Here is a 17,085-nt window from a genome sequence, read left to right on the forward strand (position 1 = left end):
CTCACGAACAGCTTTTACAATACCGATAACAGACCTGTCGGTGAATGCCTTTTGTCTGACAATTTTGCTAAAAATTCAAATTTAGAAAATGTGACGCAGTTAGCACTTATATGCCACTTTTAAAGCAATTTAAAGATCAATTTGGAATCAAAATGATGAATATTGTGTATTTGCATGGTTTTCAAAGTAACTCAAATTCAGTGAAAGGACAGATACTGCGGCGCCATTGCGCAGACTTAAATGGTGTGCACGTGCATTTGCCAGATTTGAATATGCCACCGCTACAGGTAATGCAGCAGATGTCAGAGCTGATTGAAGGTTTGGATGATGTGGTTTTGGTGGGCAGCAGTTTAGGTGGTTTTTATGCGACGCAGTTGATGGCACGGCATCATATTCCTGCAGTGCTCATCAATCCTGCGGTCTATCCATGGCAATTATTTCGTGATTTATTTGGCGAGACGGCATTACCCTATCAGGTGACTGAAACGTGGTGCTTGGATGATGCACAGCTCAATCAAATGCAGGCTTTGGCGGTATCTAAGGTTGAGAACGCAGATCAACTGTTGGTCTTGCTCCAACAAGGCGATGAAACCTTGGATTATCGAGATGCCGCTGGTTTTTATAGTGCGGCTCAAGCCGGCATGGCCATGTTGATCACTGAGGTGGGTGGAACACATGGCATGGATGATTTTGCAGAAAAAATACCGATGCTCTTGCAGTTTTTGTCCGATGCTGTCAAAAATATGCCTAAATAAAATGATCCAATACAAATGCTGACCAGCTAGATCTAACATACAAATAATGGGCAGTTACGACATCATTTGACGTTTAAATTGTTTAAGAAAATGGCGGCTGATCGCAAGAGATATGCATTTTAATAAAAAAGCATATACTGTAGCGCTTAAAGAAATGTTTTAACCAAAAAGCAGGGAATTTTGCAACGTGACGCAATATACGGCTCAATCACTTGAAGTTTTATCTGGCCTAGATCCGGTACGTCGTCGTCCGGGGATGTATACAGACACTACACGACCAAACCATTTGGCGCAGGAAGTGATAGATAACGCCGTCGATGAAGCGCTTGCAGGACATGCCAATAAAATTACCGTGACAGTGTATAAAGATGGCTCATTGTCAGTTGAAGATAATGGTCGTGGGATGCCGGTTGACATCCATCCTGAATATGGTCAAAGCGGGATTGAAATCATTCTGACCAAGCTGCATGCCGGCGGTAAATTCAGCACAGACAATTATCAATTTTCAGGTGGTTTGCATGGTGTGGGGATTTCTGTCGTCAACGCATTGTCTAACCGTGTTGAGGTGGAAGTTCAACGTCAAGGCAATCTATATAAAATGGCCTTTGAACATGGCGTTCCTGTGGCACCGCTTGAGGTGTTGGAAGGTAAATGCGCTAAACGTGCAACGGGTACTACCGTGCATTTTTGGCCTGAAGCCAAATATTTTGACTCGCCTAAATTTGCCTTAAAAGCACTTAAACATAATTTAAAAGCCAAAGCAGTATTGGCAGCCGGTCTACAAATCATTTATGTAGATCAAATCAATAACGAAAAAATTGAATGGCAGTTTGAAAATGGTCTGGTTGACTATTTGATGGATGAACTGCAAGACCGTGACATCGTTCCTGCCCCTGCATTTGTGGCCACCGGTGAGGCAGAGCGTGCCAGCGCTGAGTTTGCGATTTGTTGGAATGTGGAAGGTGGTGAGTCCATTCAAGAGTCGTATGTCAACCTCATCCCGACTGCGCAAGGCGGTACCCATGTCAATGGTTTACGTTCGGGTGTGACAGATGCGATTCGTGAATTCTGTGAATTACGGAATTTATTGCCACGGAATATGAAGCTATCTGCCGAAGATGTGTGGGATGGCGTCAACTTTATTCTGTCTTTGAAATTCCAAGAGCCACAATTCTCAGGTCAGACCAAAGAACGACTTTCAAGCCGTGAAGCCTCTGGTGTGGTGTTAAATATTGCCAAAGATGCCTTTGCACTGTGGCTCAATCAAAACTCCGATATTGCCATGCAACTGGCTGAAATGGTGATTGCCAAAGCCGGTCGCCGTTTAAAAGCTGCGAAAAAAGTTGAACGTAAAAAGATCGTTTCAGGTCCAGCCTTACCAGGTAAATTGGCCGACTGTGTGGGCCATACCCTCGAAGAATCAGAACTGTTTATTGTGGAAGGGGATTCTGCAGGTGGTTCTGCCAAGCAAGCACGTGATAAGAACTTCCAAGCGATCATGCCGATCCGCGGTAAGATTTTAAATACTTGGGAAGTGTCATCTGATGAGGTCTTAGCATCGCAAGAAGTACATGATATTGCGATTGCGATTGGTGTAGATCCGGGCAGTGACGACTTGTCAGAACTACGTTATGGCAAGATTTGTATCTTAGCCGATGCCGACTCGGATGGTTTGCACATTGCGACATTACTCTGCGCACTGTTTGTCAAACATTTCCATACTCTAGTTGAGGAAGGACATTTGTTTGTGGCGATGCCACCGCTGTTCCGTATAGATGACAATAAAGATGTGCACTATGCCTTGGATGAAGATGAGTTGGAAAGCATCTTGAAGAAATGTAAAACCAAAAATCCTCAGATCACACGATTTAAAGGATTGGGCGAGATGAACGCGAGTCAGCTGCGTGAAACGACTATGGATCCCGATACGCGTCGTTTAGTGCAACTGGACTTGGATGACGTACAGTTTACTTCAGGTTTACTCGACAAATTATTGGCGAAGAAGCGCTCTTCAGACCGTAAATATTGGTTGGAACAGAAGGGTAATTTGGCCGATTTAGCGGTTTAAAATTGCAACAAGGAAAAAACCACGCAAGTGGTTTTTTTTTGCTTCAAATTTAGGAAAAGCTGCATGATTTGTGTGCCAAAACACCGTGTTTTTTGAAAAACGTCGCAAAATTGTTCAATTATAGGTCAAATGTTGGATACAAGTTTGTATGCATCTTTGCGGTGATTTTACGATTTTTGAATCGACCCATAAAAAATTAAAAGCAAATTTTATGATTGTAACTATTTGAAAAATAACATTTAAAAATAAATAAAAGCACTCAATCAAAATAAAAAATAAGGCTTGGCACAGTTATTGAATTGCTCTGTTGTGATGAAAGACAACAAATGCATTTTAAAAATGTGAATTACAAGCTTAGGTTGGGAGTGTGAATAATGTTTCAACGCAATGTATTTGCTAAAAGTATTTTAGCGGCAACGATGACTGGGGCGATTGCTTTAACGGGCTGTTCAAAACCTGCAGAAGAAAAAACAGAAAGCGCTACATCAGAACCAAAAGCCGCTGCAGCAAGTGGCGATACTATTAAAGTCGGGATCTTACATTCGCTGTCAGGCACGATGGCGATCTCAGAAACTTCTCTAAAAGATACGGCCTTGATGGCGATTAATGAAATTAATGCCAATGGCGGGGTATTGGGCAAAAAACTAGAACCTGTGGTGGTGGATCCGGCATCGGACTGGCCACTATTTGCGGAAAAAACCCGTCAGTTGATTACCCAAGACAAAGTAGCCGTGATTTTTGGTTGCTGGACGTCGGTATCTCGTAAGTCGGTTTTACCCGTGGTTGAAGAATTAAATGGCTTATTGTTCTACCCTGTTCAGTATGAAGGTCAGGAACAGTCTAAAAATATTTTCTACACAGGTGCGGCACCGAATCAGCAAGCGATTCCTGCTGTCGAATATCTGATGAGTGAAGAGGGTGGTAAGGCAGAACGCTTTGTACTGTTGGGCACAGATTATGTTTACCCACGTACCACCAACAAAATCTTACGTGCATTCTTGAAGTCGAAAGGTATTGCCGATGCGGACATCATGGAAGAATACACGCCATTTGGTCATAGCAACTATCAAACCATTGTGGGCAATGTGAAGAAGTTTGCGGCAGGGAAAAAGACTGCTGTGATCTCGACCATTAACGGCGATTCAAATGTGCCGTTCTATCGTGAATTGGGCAACCAAGGTATTAAAGCTGCGGATATTCCAGTGATGGCGTTCTCTGTGGGTGAAGAGGAATTACGTGGTATCGACACCAAGCCGCTGGTCGGACACTTGGCATCGTGGAACTACTTCATGTCGGTGAAAAATCCAGTGAATACTGAATTCACCAATAAAATGAAGCAGTATGCCGTGGAATACAAACTACCAAATGCCGATAAATTTGTGACCAATGACCCGATGGAGGCTACCTATGTCGGCATCAATATGTGGAAACAAGCGGTAGAAAAAGCTGGAAGCACAGATGTCAATAAAGTGCGTGAAGCTATGGCCGGCCAAGAATTTAAAGCGCCATCGGGCTATACCTTGCAAATGGATGCGTCGAACCATCATTTGCATAAACCAGTCATGATTGGTCAGATCCGTGCCGATGGTCAGTTTGATGTGGTACACAAAACGGCAAAAACCATTGCTGCAGAGCCATGGAGCCCGTACATCCCTAAATAATTCAATCCGAATGCCTGCTGCCATTGTGTAGTGGGCATGTTTTGATGTGATCCCTAGATGGGGTTGTTCTATTACTCAATAGGGATGCTTATAAGATGAAAAAATTACGCAATTTCCCGATCCTGTTTCTATTCCTGAGCCAATTATTCTGTCTGCAAATCGTGCATGCAGAAACAGCAGCAGATGTGGCACCTACGGTGCAATCTGTGCAGCAAGGTGACGCCATTCAGCAATTTGTTCGCGGTAGTTTTACCGAGCGCCGCAGTTTACTGAATCAATGGCCGGGCGATATTGAATCCTTAGATCAGTTGGCCGCATTGGTCGAAAAAGACCAGTTATATAGTGGTCAAAGCGGTCAAACCTATATTTTAGAAACTGACGAAAAATTATTGAGCTATCCTGATTTGCAAACCGTGACGGATTGGCCTGCCGATTTATCTCAAGTCACCTTGGTGAATACCCTTCGTAAAGCCTTAACGTTTGCGCAAGCGAAAGAAAAGCTGCAATCGGATGATTTAAACCAACGTTTGGATGCAATTGATATTTTAGAAAATAACTTGGCTGAGTTGGATGTTAAAAATATTAATCAATTGTATTTAAATGAAAAAAATAACAAAGTTAAAGCCCGTTTAGCGCAGCTCAAAGCACGCTTGGATTATCAAAACCCTGATGTTTTACAAAAAATACAGGCGGCCAAAGTGCTGCAAGATTCTAACCGTCCCGATGTGTTGGCGATGGTGGAACAGGAATTACAACAAGCCAACCTGCATCCTGAGTTAAAAGCCGCACTGACAGAAGCCAAGAGCAATATTAAAACTCGTATTCAGGCCAGTGAATGGACTGGACATGTCTTTTCAGGTCTCAGCACGGCCAGTATTTTACTACTGGCGGCGTTGGGCTTAGCCATTACGTATGGTCTGCTAGGCGTGATTAACATGGCGCATGGTGAACTGATCATGATCGGGGCCTATACCACTTATGTGGTGCAAAGCCTGTTTAAGAGTTATCTCAGTAGCTATGTCGATTGGTACTTGATTGCCGCGATTCCTGCTGCATTTATTGTAAGTGCTTTGATCGGCATGTTGATTGAACGTACTGTTATTCGTCCCTTGTATGGCCGTCAATTGGAAACACTATTAGCCACCTTTGGTGTGAGCTTAATTTTAATGCAAGTGGTGCGCATGGTTTTTGGTGCGCAGAACGTTGAGGTGTCGAATATTTCATGGCTGTCAGGGGGCATTGCTGTGACACCGAGTCTGATGCTGCCTTATAACCGTATTGCCATTATTGGCTTTACCGTTGCGGTACTCCTATTACTGGTTTACTTGCTGAATAAAACCCGCTTTGGTTTATTTGTTCGTGCCGTGACGCAAAACCGTCAAATGGCACAGGCCGTAGGTATCCGTTCTAGCCGCATTGACATGATGGCTTTTGGTTTAGGTTCGGGGCTTGCAGGTCTGGCAGGCTGTGCCTTAGCACAAGTCGGCAATGTCGGTCCTGACCTAGGACAAAACTATATTATCGATGCGTTCTTGGTGGTTGTGGTGGGTGGTGTTGGCCAAGTATGGGGCGCAGTACTGGCTGCATTAGGTCTAGGTGTTAGTGGCACAGTGCTGGAAATCGGCATGGGTGCAGTCTTAGCGAAAATTATTCTACTGGTTCTTGTGATTTTGTTTATTCAAAAACGTCCACAAGGTTTGTTTGCCATCAAAGGCCGTTTTGTGGAGTAAGCGCATGAAAATCACTTCGTTATTATCGGATAAACCCTATAGCGGTATGGCGATTGCCGTGTGCTTTGCCATTTTGCTGATTTTACCTTGGTTACATGTATTACCCGCCGATTCAGCACTGCATTTATCAGCGTATTGGGTCACGCTCATTGGCAAAATTATGTGTCTCGCCTTGGTGGCATTGGCCTTAGATTTGGTTTGGGGCTATGCCGGCATTTTAAGCTTAGGGCATGGTCTGTACTTTGCCTTGGGCGGCTATGCCTTCGGTATGTATCTCATGCGCGAAGCGGCAGGCGATGGCTTACCCGATTTTATGCGCTTTTTGAGTTGGACCGAGCTACCGTGGTACTGGATGGGTACTGAACATATCGTGTGGGCATTGGCTTTGGTGGTTTTAGTCCCAGGACTGATTGCCTTCATTTTTGGCTTCTTTGCCTTCCGCTCCAAAATTAAAGGCGTGTATTTTTCAATTATTACCCAAGCCATGACCTTTGCCGCTGCGCTACTATTTTTTCGCAATGAAACCGGCTTTGGCGGTAACAACGGCTTTACCGGTTTTAAAACCATCTTAGGTCTAGATATTACCTCTGCACCAATGCGCGCAACCTTGTGTTTCCTCACTGCACTGACTTTGCTGGTCTGTTTTGTCGGTTTACGCCACCTGATGAATAAACCCTATGGTCGTGTACTTGGTGCAATTCGTGACAGTGAAAACCGTTTGCAATATTTAGGTTACCGCACCTTATGGTACAAGCTCTCTGCATGGGTGTTGTCAGCAGTGATCGCAGGGATTGCTGGTGCTTTGTATGTCCCTCAAGTCGGCATTATTAACCCGAGTGAAATGAACCCTGTCAATTCGATTGAAATGGCGGTGTGGGTGGCTGCAGGGGGACGCGGTACGCTGATTGGCCCAATTTTGGGTGCAGGTTTAATCAATGGGGTGAAGACCTATTTTACGGTGGCTTATCCAGAGGCATGGTTATTGATTTTAGGTGCGCTGTTTATTGTGGTAACGATATTCCTGCCAAAAGGTTTGATTGGGCTATTAGAGCGGTTTAAAAAGGAGCGCAGCGAATGAATGATCAATGGGTTCAACCGCATGGCGGTCATGCTGTTGAAGGTTATGGACGACCGAAGGAGCAGGGTGCGGACTTCAGTCACGGGATTGCCCTGTATTTGGAAAAAGTCAGCGTTTGGTTTGATTCTTTCCGTGCATTAAATGATTTGTCGTTATATATCAAAGAAGGTGAGCTGCGCTGCATCATTGGTCCCAATGGTGCAGGAAAAACCACGCTGATGGATGTGATTACCGGTAAAACTCGCCCAACAGAAGGTTCGGCTTTTTTCGGGCAAACCTATGATTTGGCAAAAATGAGTACAGAGCAAATTGCAGAAGCCGGGATCGGTCGTAAGTTTCAAAAGCCTACTGTATTTGAAAATTTTACCGTGATGGAAAACCTGTTATTGGCAGCGCCGAAAGATAAACGGGTGAAAAAGAGTTTCTTCAGCAAACTCGATCCAGATGCGCAAAACGCCTTGGACGAATCTTTAGCACAAATCCGCTTAGAAGAATTGATCCATAAACCGGCAGGGCTGTTGTCACATGGTCAAAAGCAGTGGTTAGAAATAGGCATGCTACTAATGCAGCGTCCAAAATTGATTTTGCTGGATGAACCTGTAGCAGGAATGACCGATGCTGAAACAGAGCGTACCGCAGAGCTGTGTTTAGAGTTGAAAAAGAACCATACCCTTGTTGTGGTTGAACATGACATGAGCTTTATTGACACCATCAGTGAAAAAGTCACCGTGTTGGCGCAAGGTGCGATTTTGGCAGAGGGTACATTGGCCGAAGTCCAAGCCAATGAAGATGTCATTGAAAAATATCTCGGACGTTAAGGAGCAGACCATGTTAGAAGTCAAAGACGTCAATCAGTTTTATGGTGGCAGTCATATTTTAAGAGATGTGACATTTGCCGCTCCCGTGGGGGCATGTTCAGTGGTGCTCGGGCGAAATGGTGTGGGTAAAACCACCCTCTTAAAATGTTTAATGGGCATTTTACCGATCAAGTCTGGGCAGATCTTACTGGATGGCAAAGACATTTCTAAACTGAGTCCAGAGCAACGTGTACGTGAAGGCTTGGCTTATGTACCGCAAGGACGGGACATTTTTTCAACCTTGACCGTTGAAGAAAATATTTTGATTGGGATGGCAAAATTTAAAGGCGCTAAAACCCGAAAAGTGCCAGAACATCTCTATGAGATTTTCCCCGTATTGGATGAAATGAAACATCGTCGAGGTGGAGATTTATCTGGTGGTCAGCAGCAACAATTGGCGATTGCCCGTGCGCTCGCTTCCGAACCACGGGTATTGATTTTAGATGAACCGACCGAAGGCATTCAGCCGTCGATTATTAAAGACATTGGCCGTGTGATTCGTCAGTTAGCCGATGGCGGAGAAATGGCGATTGTTTTGGTTGAACAGTTTTATGATTTTGCAGAAGAACTGGCAGATGAATATACCGTGATGGCGCGGGGGCAAGTGATTGCACAAGGTGTCGGTAGTGAAATGCCTGAAAAAGGCATTCGGGAATTGGTGGCGATTTAATATTTAGTTGACTGCGATGTGTGGCGGGCTTGTATCAATCAAGCTCGTTACTCTTTTCATTCAATTTACTACGCTCAAAAAATCGTTGCTGGTCATGGAAATGGCATCAAAAAAACGAGTGGCATAAATTTTTTTTGTTTTAAACCATAAGCTTAAGTTGTTCTCAGTATCGTCATTTGAAGCTTCAGCATGTCGTGCTTCAGTGATGCTAAGTGCAGTACTGAAACTTTGGTAAAGGGCGAATGGGCATCCATCAGTATTCGATCAACTGCAGTCGAATATACAAAATATCTGCTTTATTTTTGTGTGGATTACATTAATCTAAATGTACGACATAACAAGAAGATAAGAATATGGACGCGATATTATATTTGATCCCACCGAATGATTTGGAAACTCTGATTTTAGAAGCAGAAACCCCTCAAGATGTCTTGGATTCACCTTTTGTACAACACTCCTTTTTTTTAGGGGAAGCGTGGCAAGAGTTGAATCCATTATTAAGCGTGAACAGTGATTCAGTTGCGGCACTGAGTTATGCCATTCAGGCAGAACATCCTTTGTCAGAGCGACGACCGGGACTGAGCCTTGCAGTGCATTACAATACTGTAGTTCGAGTTGCAGAAATCCATCAGGCATTACAACAGTTAAGCGTGGATGAAATCAAAAAACGTTATTTGGTCACGATTGCAGAAACCGCACCTGAGCAAGAGCTTAAATTGGCCGAATTAAAACTACTTTTTTTACAGTTACAAGATCTTTATCGTGATGCGGTGCGTCATAATTTATCGGTGCTGAGTGTGATACAAGATGGTATTCGTTTGGATAAATTACCATAAACACAGCTCAATACGGGCTATAACTGAAGTTGCATCAGGACCAGATCACGCCATTCACCAAACTTTTGTCCCACTTCGGGCATATAACCTGTTTGCTTAAAGCCTAATTTTTTGTGCAGGGCAATCGAGGCGCTATTGCCGTGATCAATGCCAGCGATCATGACATGCATACTTTGGCTTTTTGCATGCTGAATTAGGTGCTCTAATAATTGCTGACCAAGACCCTGTCGAGCATAGTTTGGGTCAATATAGACAGAATGCTCAACAGTATGTCGATAGCCAGCAAAATGGCGGAAAGAACCATAGTCAGCATAACCGGCGATTTGCTGTTGATCCTGATCTTCAATCACCACAAAAGGAAAATTTTGCTTTTGGAAATCCAGCAATTTCTGTTGAAAAGAGTCAAGAGTGTAAGCTTGATCATTCCATGTCGCAAAGCCGTTGAGAACTTCATGATTATAGATTGCGAGAATGGCCGCTAAGTCTTGTGGAGTTGCAGGTCGAATGAGAAAAGACATGCGCAAATTTCTGATAAAAATAAAGTCAATTTAAAAACTTAGGCATAAAAAAAGCAAGGTGATGAACCTTGCTTTTTTCTTCATAGCGTTCTGAGTCGAACTTAGAAGTGGTATTTCACCAAAGCGCTGACATCGTTTTGGTCCTGACCTTTCAGGCCATATTTGTTGTTCCAAACCGAGTGTTCAACACCTACGTAGAGCTTAGTCTTAGGAGAGATATGCTTACCTATATTCCATTTATATTGGCTTGTCCAGTTTAATTCACTAGCTTGCGCCCCTTTTTCAGCTGTTGACCAGTCAAGGAAAGCATCTACTAGAAAATCTTCAGAGCCAATTTTAAATGGCACAGCATAAGTGATCGTCATTTGATAATCATCTTTAGTACCGGCTGATTTAGAATCATTATCGGCTTTATAGAAGTTGATGTTTGCATACTGTGTATATGGAATGTCTAAAGCAAAGCCAATACCATACAAGAAGTTATTAAACTCAGAATTTTTGTCGTAGCCGGCATTATGTTCCCAAGTCGTTGCAATCAGAACGTCTTTGATCGGCCCCATAGAAAGGTCTTTACCAGAAACTTCGCCTAAGCTAAGGCGCGGTGCAAGCTCAAGGTAAGTCGATGCTTCATCATCTTTGTCCCAAGCTTGGTCAACGAAGAAGAATACATCTGAATATTTCAGTTTAGCGGCATATTCAGCTGTGATCGTTTTCTGTTCATTGTTGTCACCATCAAAAGGCACAACATAATTTTCACCATATAGGCCAGTTAAGCTGAAATCTTGCCATACGATAGGTGAAGCTTGAGTGAAAGCAGCAGCAGATGCTAATGCACATGATGCAACGATTTGTGTAAGTTTCATTAAAAAATATCTCCCCCGAGAAGCACTGAAAGCATACAGATTATTAAGCAAAAATAAAGCCAAATTTTACTCAACGGCAAAATTGTTTTGTAATTTGAAGGGGAAATACGCTGTGCATGATCGATGACGGTAAAAGCGAGATTTTGAGTTTGAATGGAATTGTGCAAATAGAAGGTGGGCGTCGAGGAAATGCACAAAAATATGACCCAAATCAATTAAAACAATGCAAATCTACAATAAAGTCTTACTTTTTTTATGGATATTAAAAAAATATCAAAATAGCACTTGCAAAATTCTAACTTAAGACCGATATTCGAAGTATAAGGACACGGATCTGCAGACTCTAAAGTGTTCATCATTCAATGTGGAGGACGATGTTCCATACAAAGTTGAAGATGGTCATTGCTGTAACATTTACAGCAAATGTAACGTGCCAAGATAATAAGTTTTGCACAAATTTTTATAGCTAATACAGATAGATATGAGGATGATATTATGAACATTGAAATCCGTACAGATAAAAACATTATAAACAGTGATCGACTAATTACATACGTTCGTGCAGAACTTAATGAAGAATTTCAGCGCCATAGTGAACGCATTACCCACTTTTCGGTGCATTTAAGTGATGAAAATGGGGACAAGGGCGGCAGCGACGACATCAAATGTATGATTGAAGCGCGTCCAGCAGGTTTGAAGCCTGTCGTGGTCAACCATCGTGGTCATAATGTAGATACAGCTATTCACGGTGCAATTGATCGACTTAAACGTAGTCTTGAACATGTGTTCGAAAAGAAAGAGAACCCACGCAGTACGCAACCTGCTTTTGCTGAAGCGGATGATATCGTAGACGACGAATAAGTCTCAAAATTTAAAAAAAGCCCTGCGGGGCTTTTTTTGTGTGTTTTGTATTTTGTTTTACATGAAATTCAAACAAACGCAGCTTTATTCGGCATAATAGATCAAAATAAATTGAAGTGAGCTTTCCAGATGTTAACAGCGCAACAACAGCTTTTTGTGCAAGCGTTAGAAGAACAAGATCTTGCACAGGTGCAACGCCTGTTGGCAGATGGTCTTAATCCAAATTTTATCGACTTTGAGAAAGGACCTGCGGTTTCTGTATGGTCTGATGGTTTGTTTAAATGGTGGGAAATGGTTTGCGAAGCGTATGAAGCAGGCCAACCTTTAACAGCAGAACAGAAAACACAACATTTAGATGTACATATGCAAATCTTGGAAGCGCTGATTCAAGCCAAAGCCAATGTGCATTTATGGGATGCTGAAGAAATTTATGGTCCATTATGGGATGCTGCGAGTGCAGCATGTGTCCCTGCGGTACAGCGTTTATTGGATGAAAAAGTGAATCCAAATATGATTGATAGCGATGGTTTAACCATTTTATCGTCGATTAGTGAATTATTTTTTGACTGTGATTTTGATGCGGTAAATTGGTCAGAAGCATTGGAAGAAGAAAAACAAACCTTGGAGCTTTTGCGTAGCCATGGCGCAAAAATGACCAAAGAATTAGCATAATTGTGAGTAAAAACATGACTGTATTTAAAGTTTTAAGCATTGCAACATTATCCAGTTTGAGCCTGTCTGCATTTGCGGCGGATTTTTCATTTGATCGTCCGGGCGCGGGTATGGGCACAGGCATTACCCCTGTAGGTCGTTTGGCATGGGAACAAAGTTTGCCAGCAGCGAGCTATAGTGAAAGTCGTGATGAAAATGGTGAAAAAGTAAAAAACACCACTTTAAATGCAGACATGTTATTCCGTACTGGTTTGGCAAAAGATTTGGAATTGCAATTGGGTTGGCAAGGTCCTGCATGGTCTAAAACCAAAGTTGCGGGTCGCTCAGTTGAAGATGATGGTTTGGGTGATGTCAGCATTGGCCTGAAAAAAGCTATTGATTTGAATGATGAGAAATTGTCGATGGCTATTCTTGCTGAAGCGATTATTGCAACAGGCAATGAAGGTTTTAGTGCTGAGGACGATATTTATAGTCTGACTTCCGCTGTGGCTTATGATTATAGCGATACAATTGGGACTTCAATGACCATGCGTTATGAAGTTCAAGATGGTGATTGGGCTGTGAGTGCCATTCCAGGAATGGAATATCAAATTGCGGGTAATTTATCGGGTTTTTCTGAGCTGGTTTATCGCAAAGCAGAGAGTACCGATCAGGAAGTGTCTTTGGCTTCAGGTCTGACGTATGCCGTTTCGGATCGTATGCAGTTGGATGCGAGCGTCGGTCTAGAACTCACCGGCGGTCATAAAAATTATCAGTCCGGTTTGGGCGTATCTTACCTGTTCTAAAAGAACCCTAAATTTTAAAACGTATAAATACAGACTGAGGATGAATTCAGCTGAATGAAACAATGGACTTATGTTGCGGCAGCGGCTGTGCTGTCGTTCAGTATGGGCGTCTCTGCTCAGGATGCATTACTTTCAGCTGAAGATGCTTTTCCTTTCTCGGTCGTCTCCGATCGTGCAGATCAGGCGGAGCTGAGTTGGGATATTCCAGCGCATTATTATCTGTATCAGCACAAAATAGAGGTGAAGCAGGGCAATCAAGTTTTGGCTTTGGATTTGCCTGCTGCTGAGGATTTAAAAGACGATAACTATGGTCATACGCAGGTGTATTACCAACAGTTGAGTTTTAAAATTCCAACTCAAAAACTGCAGACTTATCAAGTCAGTTGGCAAGGCTGTGCCAAGGATCGGGTGTGTTATCCACCACAGAGCATCAGCTTTGAAACGGATGCTTCTGGTTTGGTCACACAGCAAAATCTAGCCACTCCAAGCAAACGTTTACTCGACTTTGCAGCAGAAAATAATGCTGAACAGCCTACGGCGAATCGTTTAGATCAGCAGAGGGCAGATAATGCTGCACTGGCTTCTGAACGCTATACCGCAAGCGACCAAATGTGGTCTGAAAAATTAGCGCAAAGCTCTATATTTTATGGACTTTTGCTGTTTTTTGGCCTGGGTTTTTTGCTGGCTTTTACCCCTTGTTCATTGCCAATGCTGCCGATTTTAACCTCACTGATTGTCCGCGACAGCCGAGGTTTAAAAGCGTGGATGATTGCACTGACTTTTGTCACCAGTATGGCGATGGTGTATGCCATTCTTGGCTTGGTGGCCTCGTCAGCAGGTTTGAATTTCCAGCGTTGGTTGCAACAACCCTCGACTTTAATTGCCTTTAGCGTGCTCTTTGTGGTTTTTGCCCTGAATTTATTTGGTTTATTTGAGCTGAAATTGCCACGCAGTTGGGTCAATCGCTTAGACCAAGCTCAGTCGATGCAAAAAGGTGGTAGTCTCGTTGGCGCAGGGGTCATGGGGATGATTTCAGCATTGCTGGTCGGTCCTTGTATGACAGCACCGTTGGCAGGCGCATTATTATTCATTTCCCAAACCCAAAGCCAGTGGCAAGGTGCATTATTGTTATTCACTCTCGGCTTTGGCATGGGTACACCGCTATTGTTGGCCAGTGTCCTTGGCTCACGGGTATTGCCTAAAGCGGGTTTGTGGATGAATCAAATCAAGGTGCTTTTTGCTTTCATCATGTTGGCATTGGCTTTGTATTTTATTCGACCATTGATCAGTGAAGCTTGGTTACAGTGGTTATCCCTTGCTCTGGGTCTGGTGTTTAGCGCTTATGTGCTTTGGCGCATCTTATGGCGCAGTACTCAGCTCAAATGGTTGTATATCTTGGTGTTCTGTGCAGCCGTACCTTATATTGTGTACAGTCAATATCAACACAGCCAACGTTTTTTAGTCGAAGAAAACCAAAAGCAAAGTGCTTGGCATGTGGCACATACAGCGGAAGAGTTTCAACGTTTATTAAGTGAAATTCCCCAAGGTCAATCCGCGATTATTGATGTCTATGCCGATTGGTGTGTGGCCTGCCAGCCGATTGAACATAAAGTTTTAAAATCGGCTTCGGTACAACAGGCTTTGGCACCGTATTACTTAATTAAGTTAGATTTGAGTCAGTATGATGCAACCCATCAAGTGCTACTCAATCAATGGGATATTTTAGGGCCACCGACCTATTTATTTTTAGATATAGCGCATCAAGAGATACGTGGACTACGCTTGACGGGCGCTTTTAGCGAGAAAGAATTGCTAGCGCAATTGGAAAAATTTAAATCGCGTGGAGAATAAAAATGATGCAATTATATATTGCCAATAAAAACTATTCGACGTGGTCTATGCGACCGTGGTTGGTGTTACATGCGTTTAATTTACCCTTTCAAGAGATCTTGATTCCTTTTTCTGAAGAAGCAGATGGCGGAGCGTTCAAGCAGCAAATGTTAGCCCTACATGCCAATGGCAAGGTGCCCCTACTGCAACATGACGGTGTGATGATTTGGGACTCATTGGCGATTTGTGAATATTTGGCAGAGCAGTTTCAAGAACTCCCGTTGTGGCCAAAAGCTGCTACACAACGTGCATGGGCACGGAGTATTTGCGCGGAAATGCACAGTAGTTTTATGCAATTGCGTAGCTTATGCAGTATGAATCTGCAGGCGGATTATGGTCGGCATGGTCAGAGATTATGGTCTGAACATGCTGAATTACGTGCTGAAGTAGCGCGAATCGAGCAGATTTGGTCGAGTCGTACTGCGGTGGATGGCTTTCTATGCGGTGAGTTTAGTATTGCTGATGCGTTTTTTGCACCCGTGGTAACACGTTTACAGACCTTTCAATTACCCTTGAGTGACAACACACGTCGTTATATGCAAAAGATTTTGCAGCATCCTTCTGTGGAGGCATGGATCACGGCTGCTCAACAGGAACAGCCAGTCCGTCGAATGGAACAGTATCCACGTTAAAAGCTCAACGACGCATCTGAGCTGTAGAAAAGTTTTAAACCAAATGGCTAAAGCTTTGTTGTTCGGTGTAGGCCATCACCATGTTACGGCCACCAGCTTTAGCTGCATATAGCGCCTGATCTGCATGGGTCAGCAATTGTTGCGGTACCAATTCTGGCGTAGAAATCGCAATGCCAAAACTGGCTGTCACATGAATTGACTGACCATCATGTCCCCAAATTTCAAGCTGCTCAATGGCTTTTCGACAGCGCTCTGCAATGAATATCGCTTGTTCTAAGTTAGAATTTTTTAGCACCAAAATAAACTCTTCCCCGCCAAACCGCCCAACCACATCACTACCGCGTAAATGTTGGTTTAATACTTGGCTGACGAGAATCAAGGTTTCATCGCCTTTATCATGTCCATATTCATCATTGATGCGTTTGAAATGGTCTAAGTCCAATAAGACCAGTGCATATGTATCTGTTTTAGCACTATCGAGCTGTTCCAAACACTGATTGATACTGCGTCGATTAAATAAATTGGTCAGTGGGTCGACTTGACAAAGTTTTTGAATCAAATGCTCTCGGTGACGCCATTGGCTGAGTAAGATTTCAAATAAAGCCAAACAGGTTAATAAAATAGGAACAATGAAAAAGATCATTGAAAACAGCCAAAAACTATTTTGATAGCCATAGGCATGAGGTTGAAAAATCGGGGCATAGGGGATAATGCCGCGGATGCTTAAATACATGCATATAGATAAAAAAATCGTGGCTGGGATCAGCATGCTATACACGATTTTTCGTGTAAATAGTACCAATCCAACGGTCACAAGGCTCACGTAGGAGATCATAGTGGCTGGACTCATGACGCCAATTAAATAACCATCACGACATAAAGAAATGACGAATAAGCCGACCGAAAGATAAGGTAAAATTAGCTGAATCTTGGGATTATCTTTTCCAGCATAGCAAGGCCAAATCAGCAGGACCATTAAGCAAAAAAAGACGATATTGGTCCACAATTGAGAGTGGATGAGCTCAAGGTTAACCCACTGCCAAAGTTCTGGCGTGACATAAACATAAAATTTCCAAATGATCCAAAGCAGATGAATGGCTGAGCCAAGCATCAGCATGAGCATACACTTTTTCAGGATACTCCAATTCATCACCACTTCATCTTCCAGCAAATACTGGGCGATTCTATTGCGGAGGATCATGTCACGTA

16 protein-coding genes are annotated in these 17,085 nt (G+C 43.1%); 13 read left to right on the forward strand and 3 right to left on the reverse strand.

Translation table 11 applies throughout. The features are described from left to right. Nucleotides 1-155: 155 nt before the first annotated feature. The 8 genes from FTU79_RS08970 to FTU79_RS09005 all read left to right on the forward strand — a co-directional run bounded on the left by FTU79_RS08970 (nt 156) and on the right by FTU79_RS09005 (nt 9,655). Nucleotides 156-755 (forward strand): YqiA/YcfP family alpha/beta fold hydrolase, encoded by a 600-nt coding sequence (locus tag FTU79_RS08970; protein WP_180049795.1) that lies wholly within the window; start codon nt 156-158, stop codon nt 753-755. Between the two features lie 187 nt (nt 756-942). Continuing rightward, nucleotides 943-2,823: a DNA topoisomerase IV subunit B gene (parE, locus tag FTU79_RS08975; RefSeq protein WP_180049709.1), complete on the forward strand. Its 1,881-nt coding sequence runs from the start codon at nt 943-945 to the stop codon at nt 2,821-2,823. A 374-nt stretch (nt 2,824-3,197) separates the two neighbouring features. Further along, nucleotides 3,198-4,484 (forward strand): urea ABC transporter substrate-binding protein, encoded by a 1,287-nt coding sequence (urtA, locus tag FTU79_RS08980; RefSeq protein ID WP_180049711.1) that lies wholly within the window; start codon nt 3,198-3,200, stop codon nt 4,482-4,484. A gap of 95 nt (nt 4,485-4,579) precedes the next feature. After that, on the forward strand, nt 4,580-6,214 hold the full coding sequence (urtB, locus tag FTU79_RS08985) for an urea ABC transporter permease subunit UrtB (RefSeq protein ID WP_180049713.1): 1,635 nt from the start codon (nt 4,580-4,582) through the stop codon (nt 6,212-6,214). Between the two features lie 4 nt (nt 6,215-6,218). Beyond that, the gene (urtC, locus tag FTU79_RS08990; RefSeq protein WP_180049715.1) at nt 6,219-7,292 is read left to right on the forward strand and encodes an urea ABC transporter permease subunit UrtC; all 1,074 of its coding nucleotides are present in this window, start codon (nt 6,219-6,221) and stop codon (nt 7,290-7,292) included. Next, nucleotides 7,289-8,110 (forward strand): urea ABC transporter ATP-binding protein UrtD, encoded by an 822-nt coding sequence (gene urtD, locus FTU79_RS08995; protein ID WP_111885123.1) that lies wholly within the window; start codon nt 7,289-7,291, stop codon nt 8,108-8,110. The genes urtC and urtD overlap by 4 nt, the downstream gene beginning before the upstream one ends. Nucleotides 8,111-8,120: 10 nt before the next feature. Beyond that, nucleotides 8,121-8,819 carry an urea ABC transporter ATP-binding subunit UrtE gene (urtE, locus tag FTU79_RS09000; RefSeq protein WP_068532840.1) on the forward strand — a complete coding sequence of 233 codons (699 nt, stop codon included), beginning with the start codon at nt 8,121-8,123 and terminating at the stop codon, nt 8,817-8,819. A gap of 353 nt (nt 8,820-9,172) precedes the next feature. Next, a complete protein-coding gene (locus tag FTU79_RS09005) occupies nt 9,173-9,655 on the forward strand; it encodes a DUF1877 family protein (RefSeq protein WP_168379686.1) in 483 nt (160 codons plus the stop codon). 17 nt (nt 9,656-9,672) lie between these two features. On the opposite strand, the gene FTU79_RS09010 is transcribed toward FTU79_RS09005, so the two are convergent. Both FTU79_RS09010 and FTU79_RS09015 read right to left on the reverse strand, forming a co-directional pair. Next, nucleotides 9,673-10,173 (reverse strand): GNAT family N-acetyltransferase, encoded by a 501-nt coding sequence (locus tag FTU79_RS09010; protein ID WP_168379687.1) that lies wholly within the window; start codon nt 10,171-10,173, stop codon nt 9,673-9,675. 101 nt (nt 10,174-10,274) lie between these two features. Beyond that, nucleotides 10,275-11,036, reverse strand: a complete 762-nt coding sequence (locus FTU79_RS09015; protein WP_168379688.1) for an outer membrane protein OmpK — start codon at nt 11,034-11,036, stop codon at nt 10,275-10,277. A 495-nt stretch (nt 11,037-11,531) separates the two neighbouring features. On the opposite strand from FTU79_RS09015, the gene FTU79_RS09020 reads away from it, so the two are divergent. The 5 genes from FTU79_RS09020 (at nt 11,532) to FTU79_RS09040 (ending at nt 15,876) form a co-directional block, all read left to right on the forward strand. After that, nucleotides 11,532-11,897, forward strand: a complete 366-nt coding sequence (locus FTU79_RS09020) for an HPF/RaiA family ribosome-associated protein (RefSeq protein WP_168379689.1) — start codon at nt 11,532-11,534, stop codon at nt 11,895-11,897. Between the two features lie 129 nt (nt 11,898-12,026). Next, nucleotides 12,027-12,569, forward strand: a complete 543-nt coding sequence (locus FTU79_RS09025) for an ankyrin repeat domain-containing protein (protein WP_078190592.1) — start codon at nt 12,027-12,029, stop codon at nt 12,567-12,569. A 14-nt stretch (nt 12,570-12,583) separates the two neighbouring features. After that, nucleotides 12,584-13,354 carry a transporter gene (locus FTU79_RS09030; protein ID WP_180022329.1) on the forward strand — a complete coding sequence of 257 codons (771 nt, stop codon included), beginning with the start codon at nt 12,584-12,586 and terminating at the stop codon, nt 13,352-13,354. 54 nt (nt 13,355-13,408) lie between these two features. Next, complete coding sequence (dsbD, locus tag FTU79_RS09035) at nt 13,409-15,205, forward strand: protein-disulfide reductase DsbD (protein WP_180049717.1); 1,797 nt, start codon at nt 13,409-13,411, stop codon at nt 15,203-15,205. 2 nt (nt 15,206-15,207) lie between these two features. Beyond that, on the forward strand, nt 15,208-15,876 hold the full coding sequence (locus FTU79_RS09040) for a glutathione S-transferase family protein (RefSeq protein ID WP_180049719.1): 669 nt from the start codon (nt 15,208-15,210) through the stop codon (nt 15,874-15,876). A 34-nt stretch (nt 15,877-15,910) separates the two neighbouring features. Here FTU79_RS09040 and FTU79_RS09045 read toward each other — a convergent pair whose 3' ends face one another. Beyond that, nucleotides 15,911-17,077 (reverse strand): GGDEF domain-containing protein, encoded by a 1,167-nt coding sequence (locus tag FTU79_RS09045; protein WP_257224282.1) that lies wholly within the window; start codon nt 17,075-17,077, stop codon nt 15,911-15,913. Nucleotides 17,078-17,085: the final 8 nt, after the last annotated feature.

This window comes from Acinetobacter sp. YH12144, assembly GCF_013418345.1.
In the GTDB taxonomy this organism is placed as follows: domain Bacteria; phylum Pseudomonadota; class Gammaproteobacteria; order Pseudomonadales; family Moraxellaceae; genus Acinetobacter; species Acinetobacter amyesii.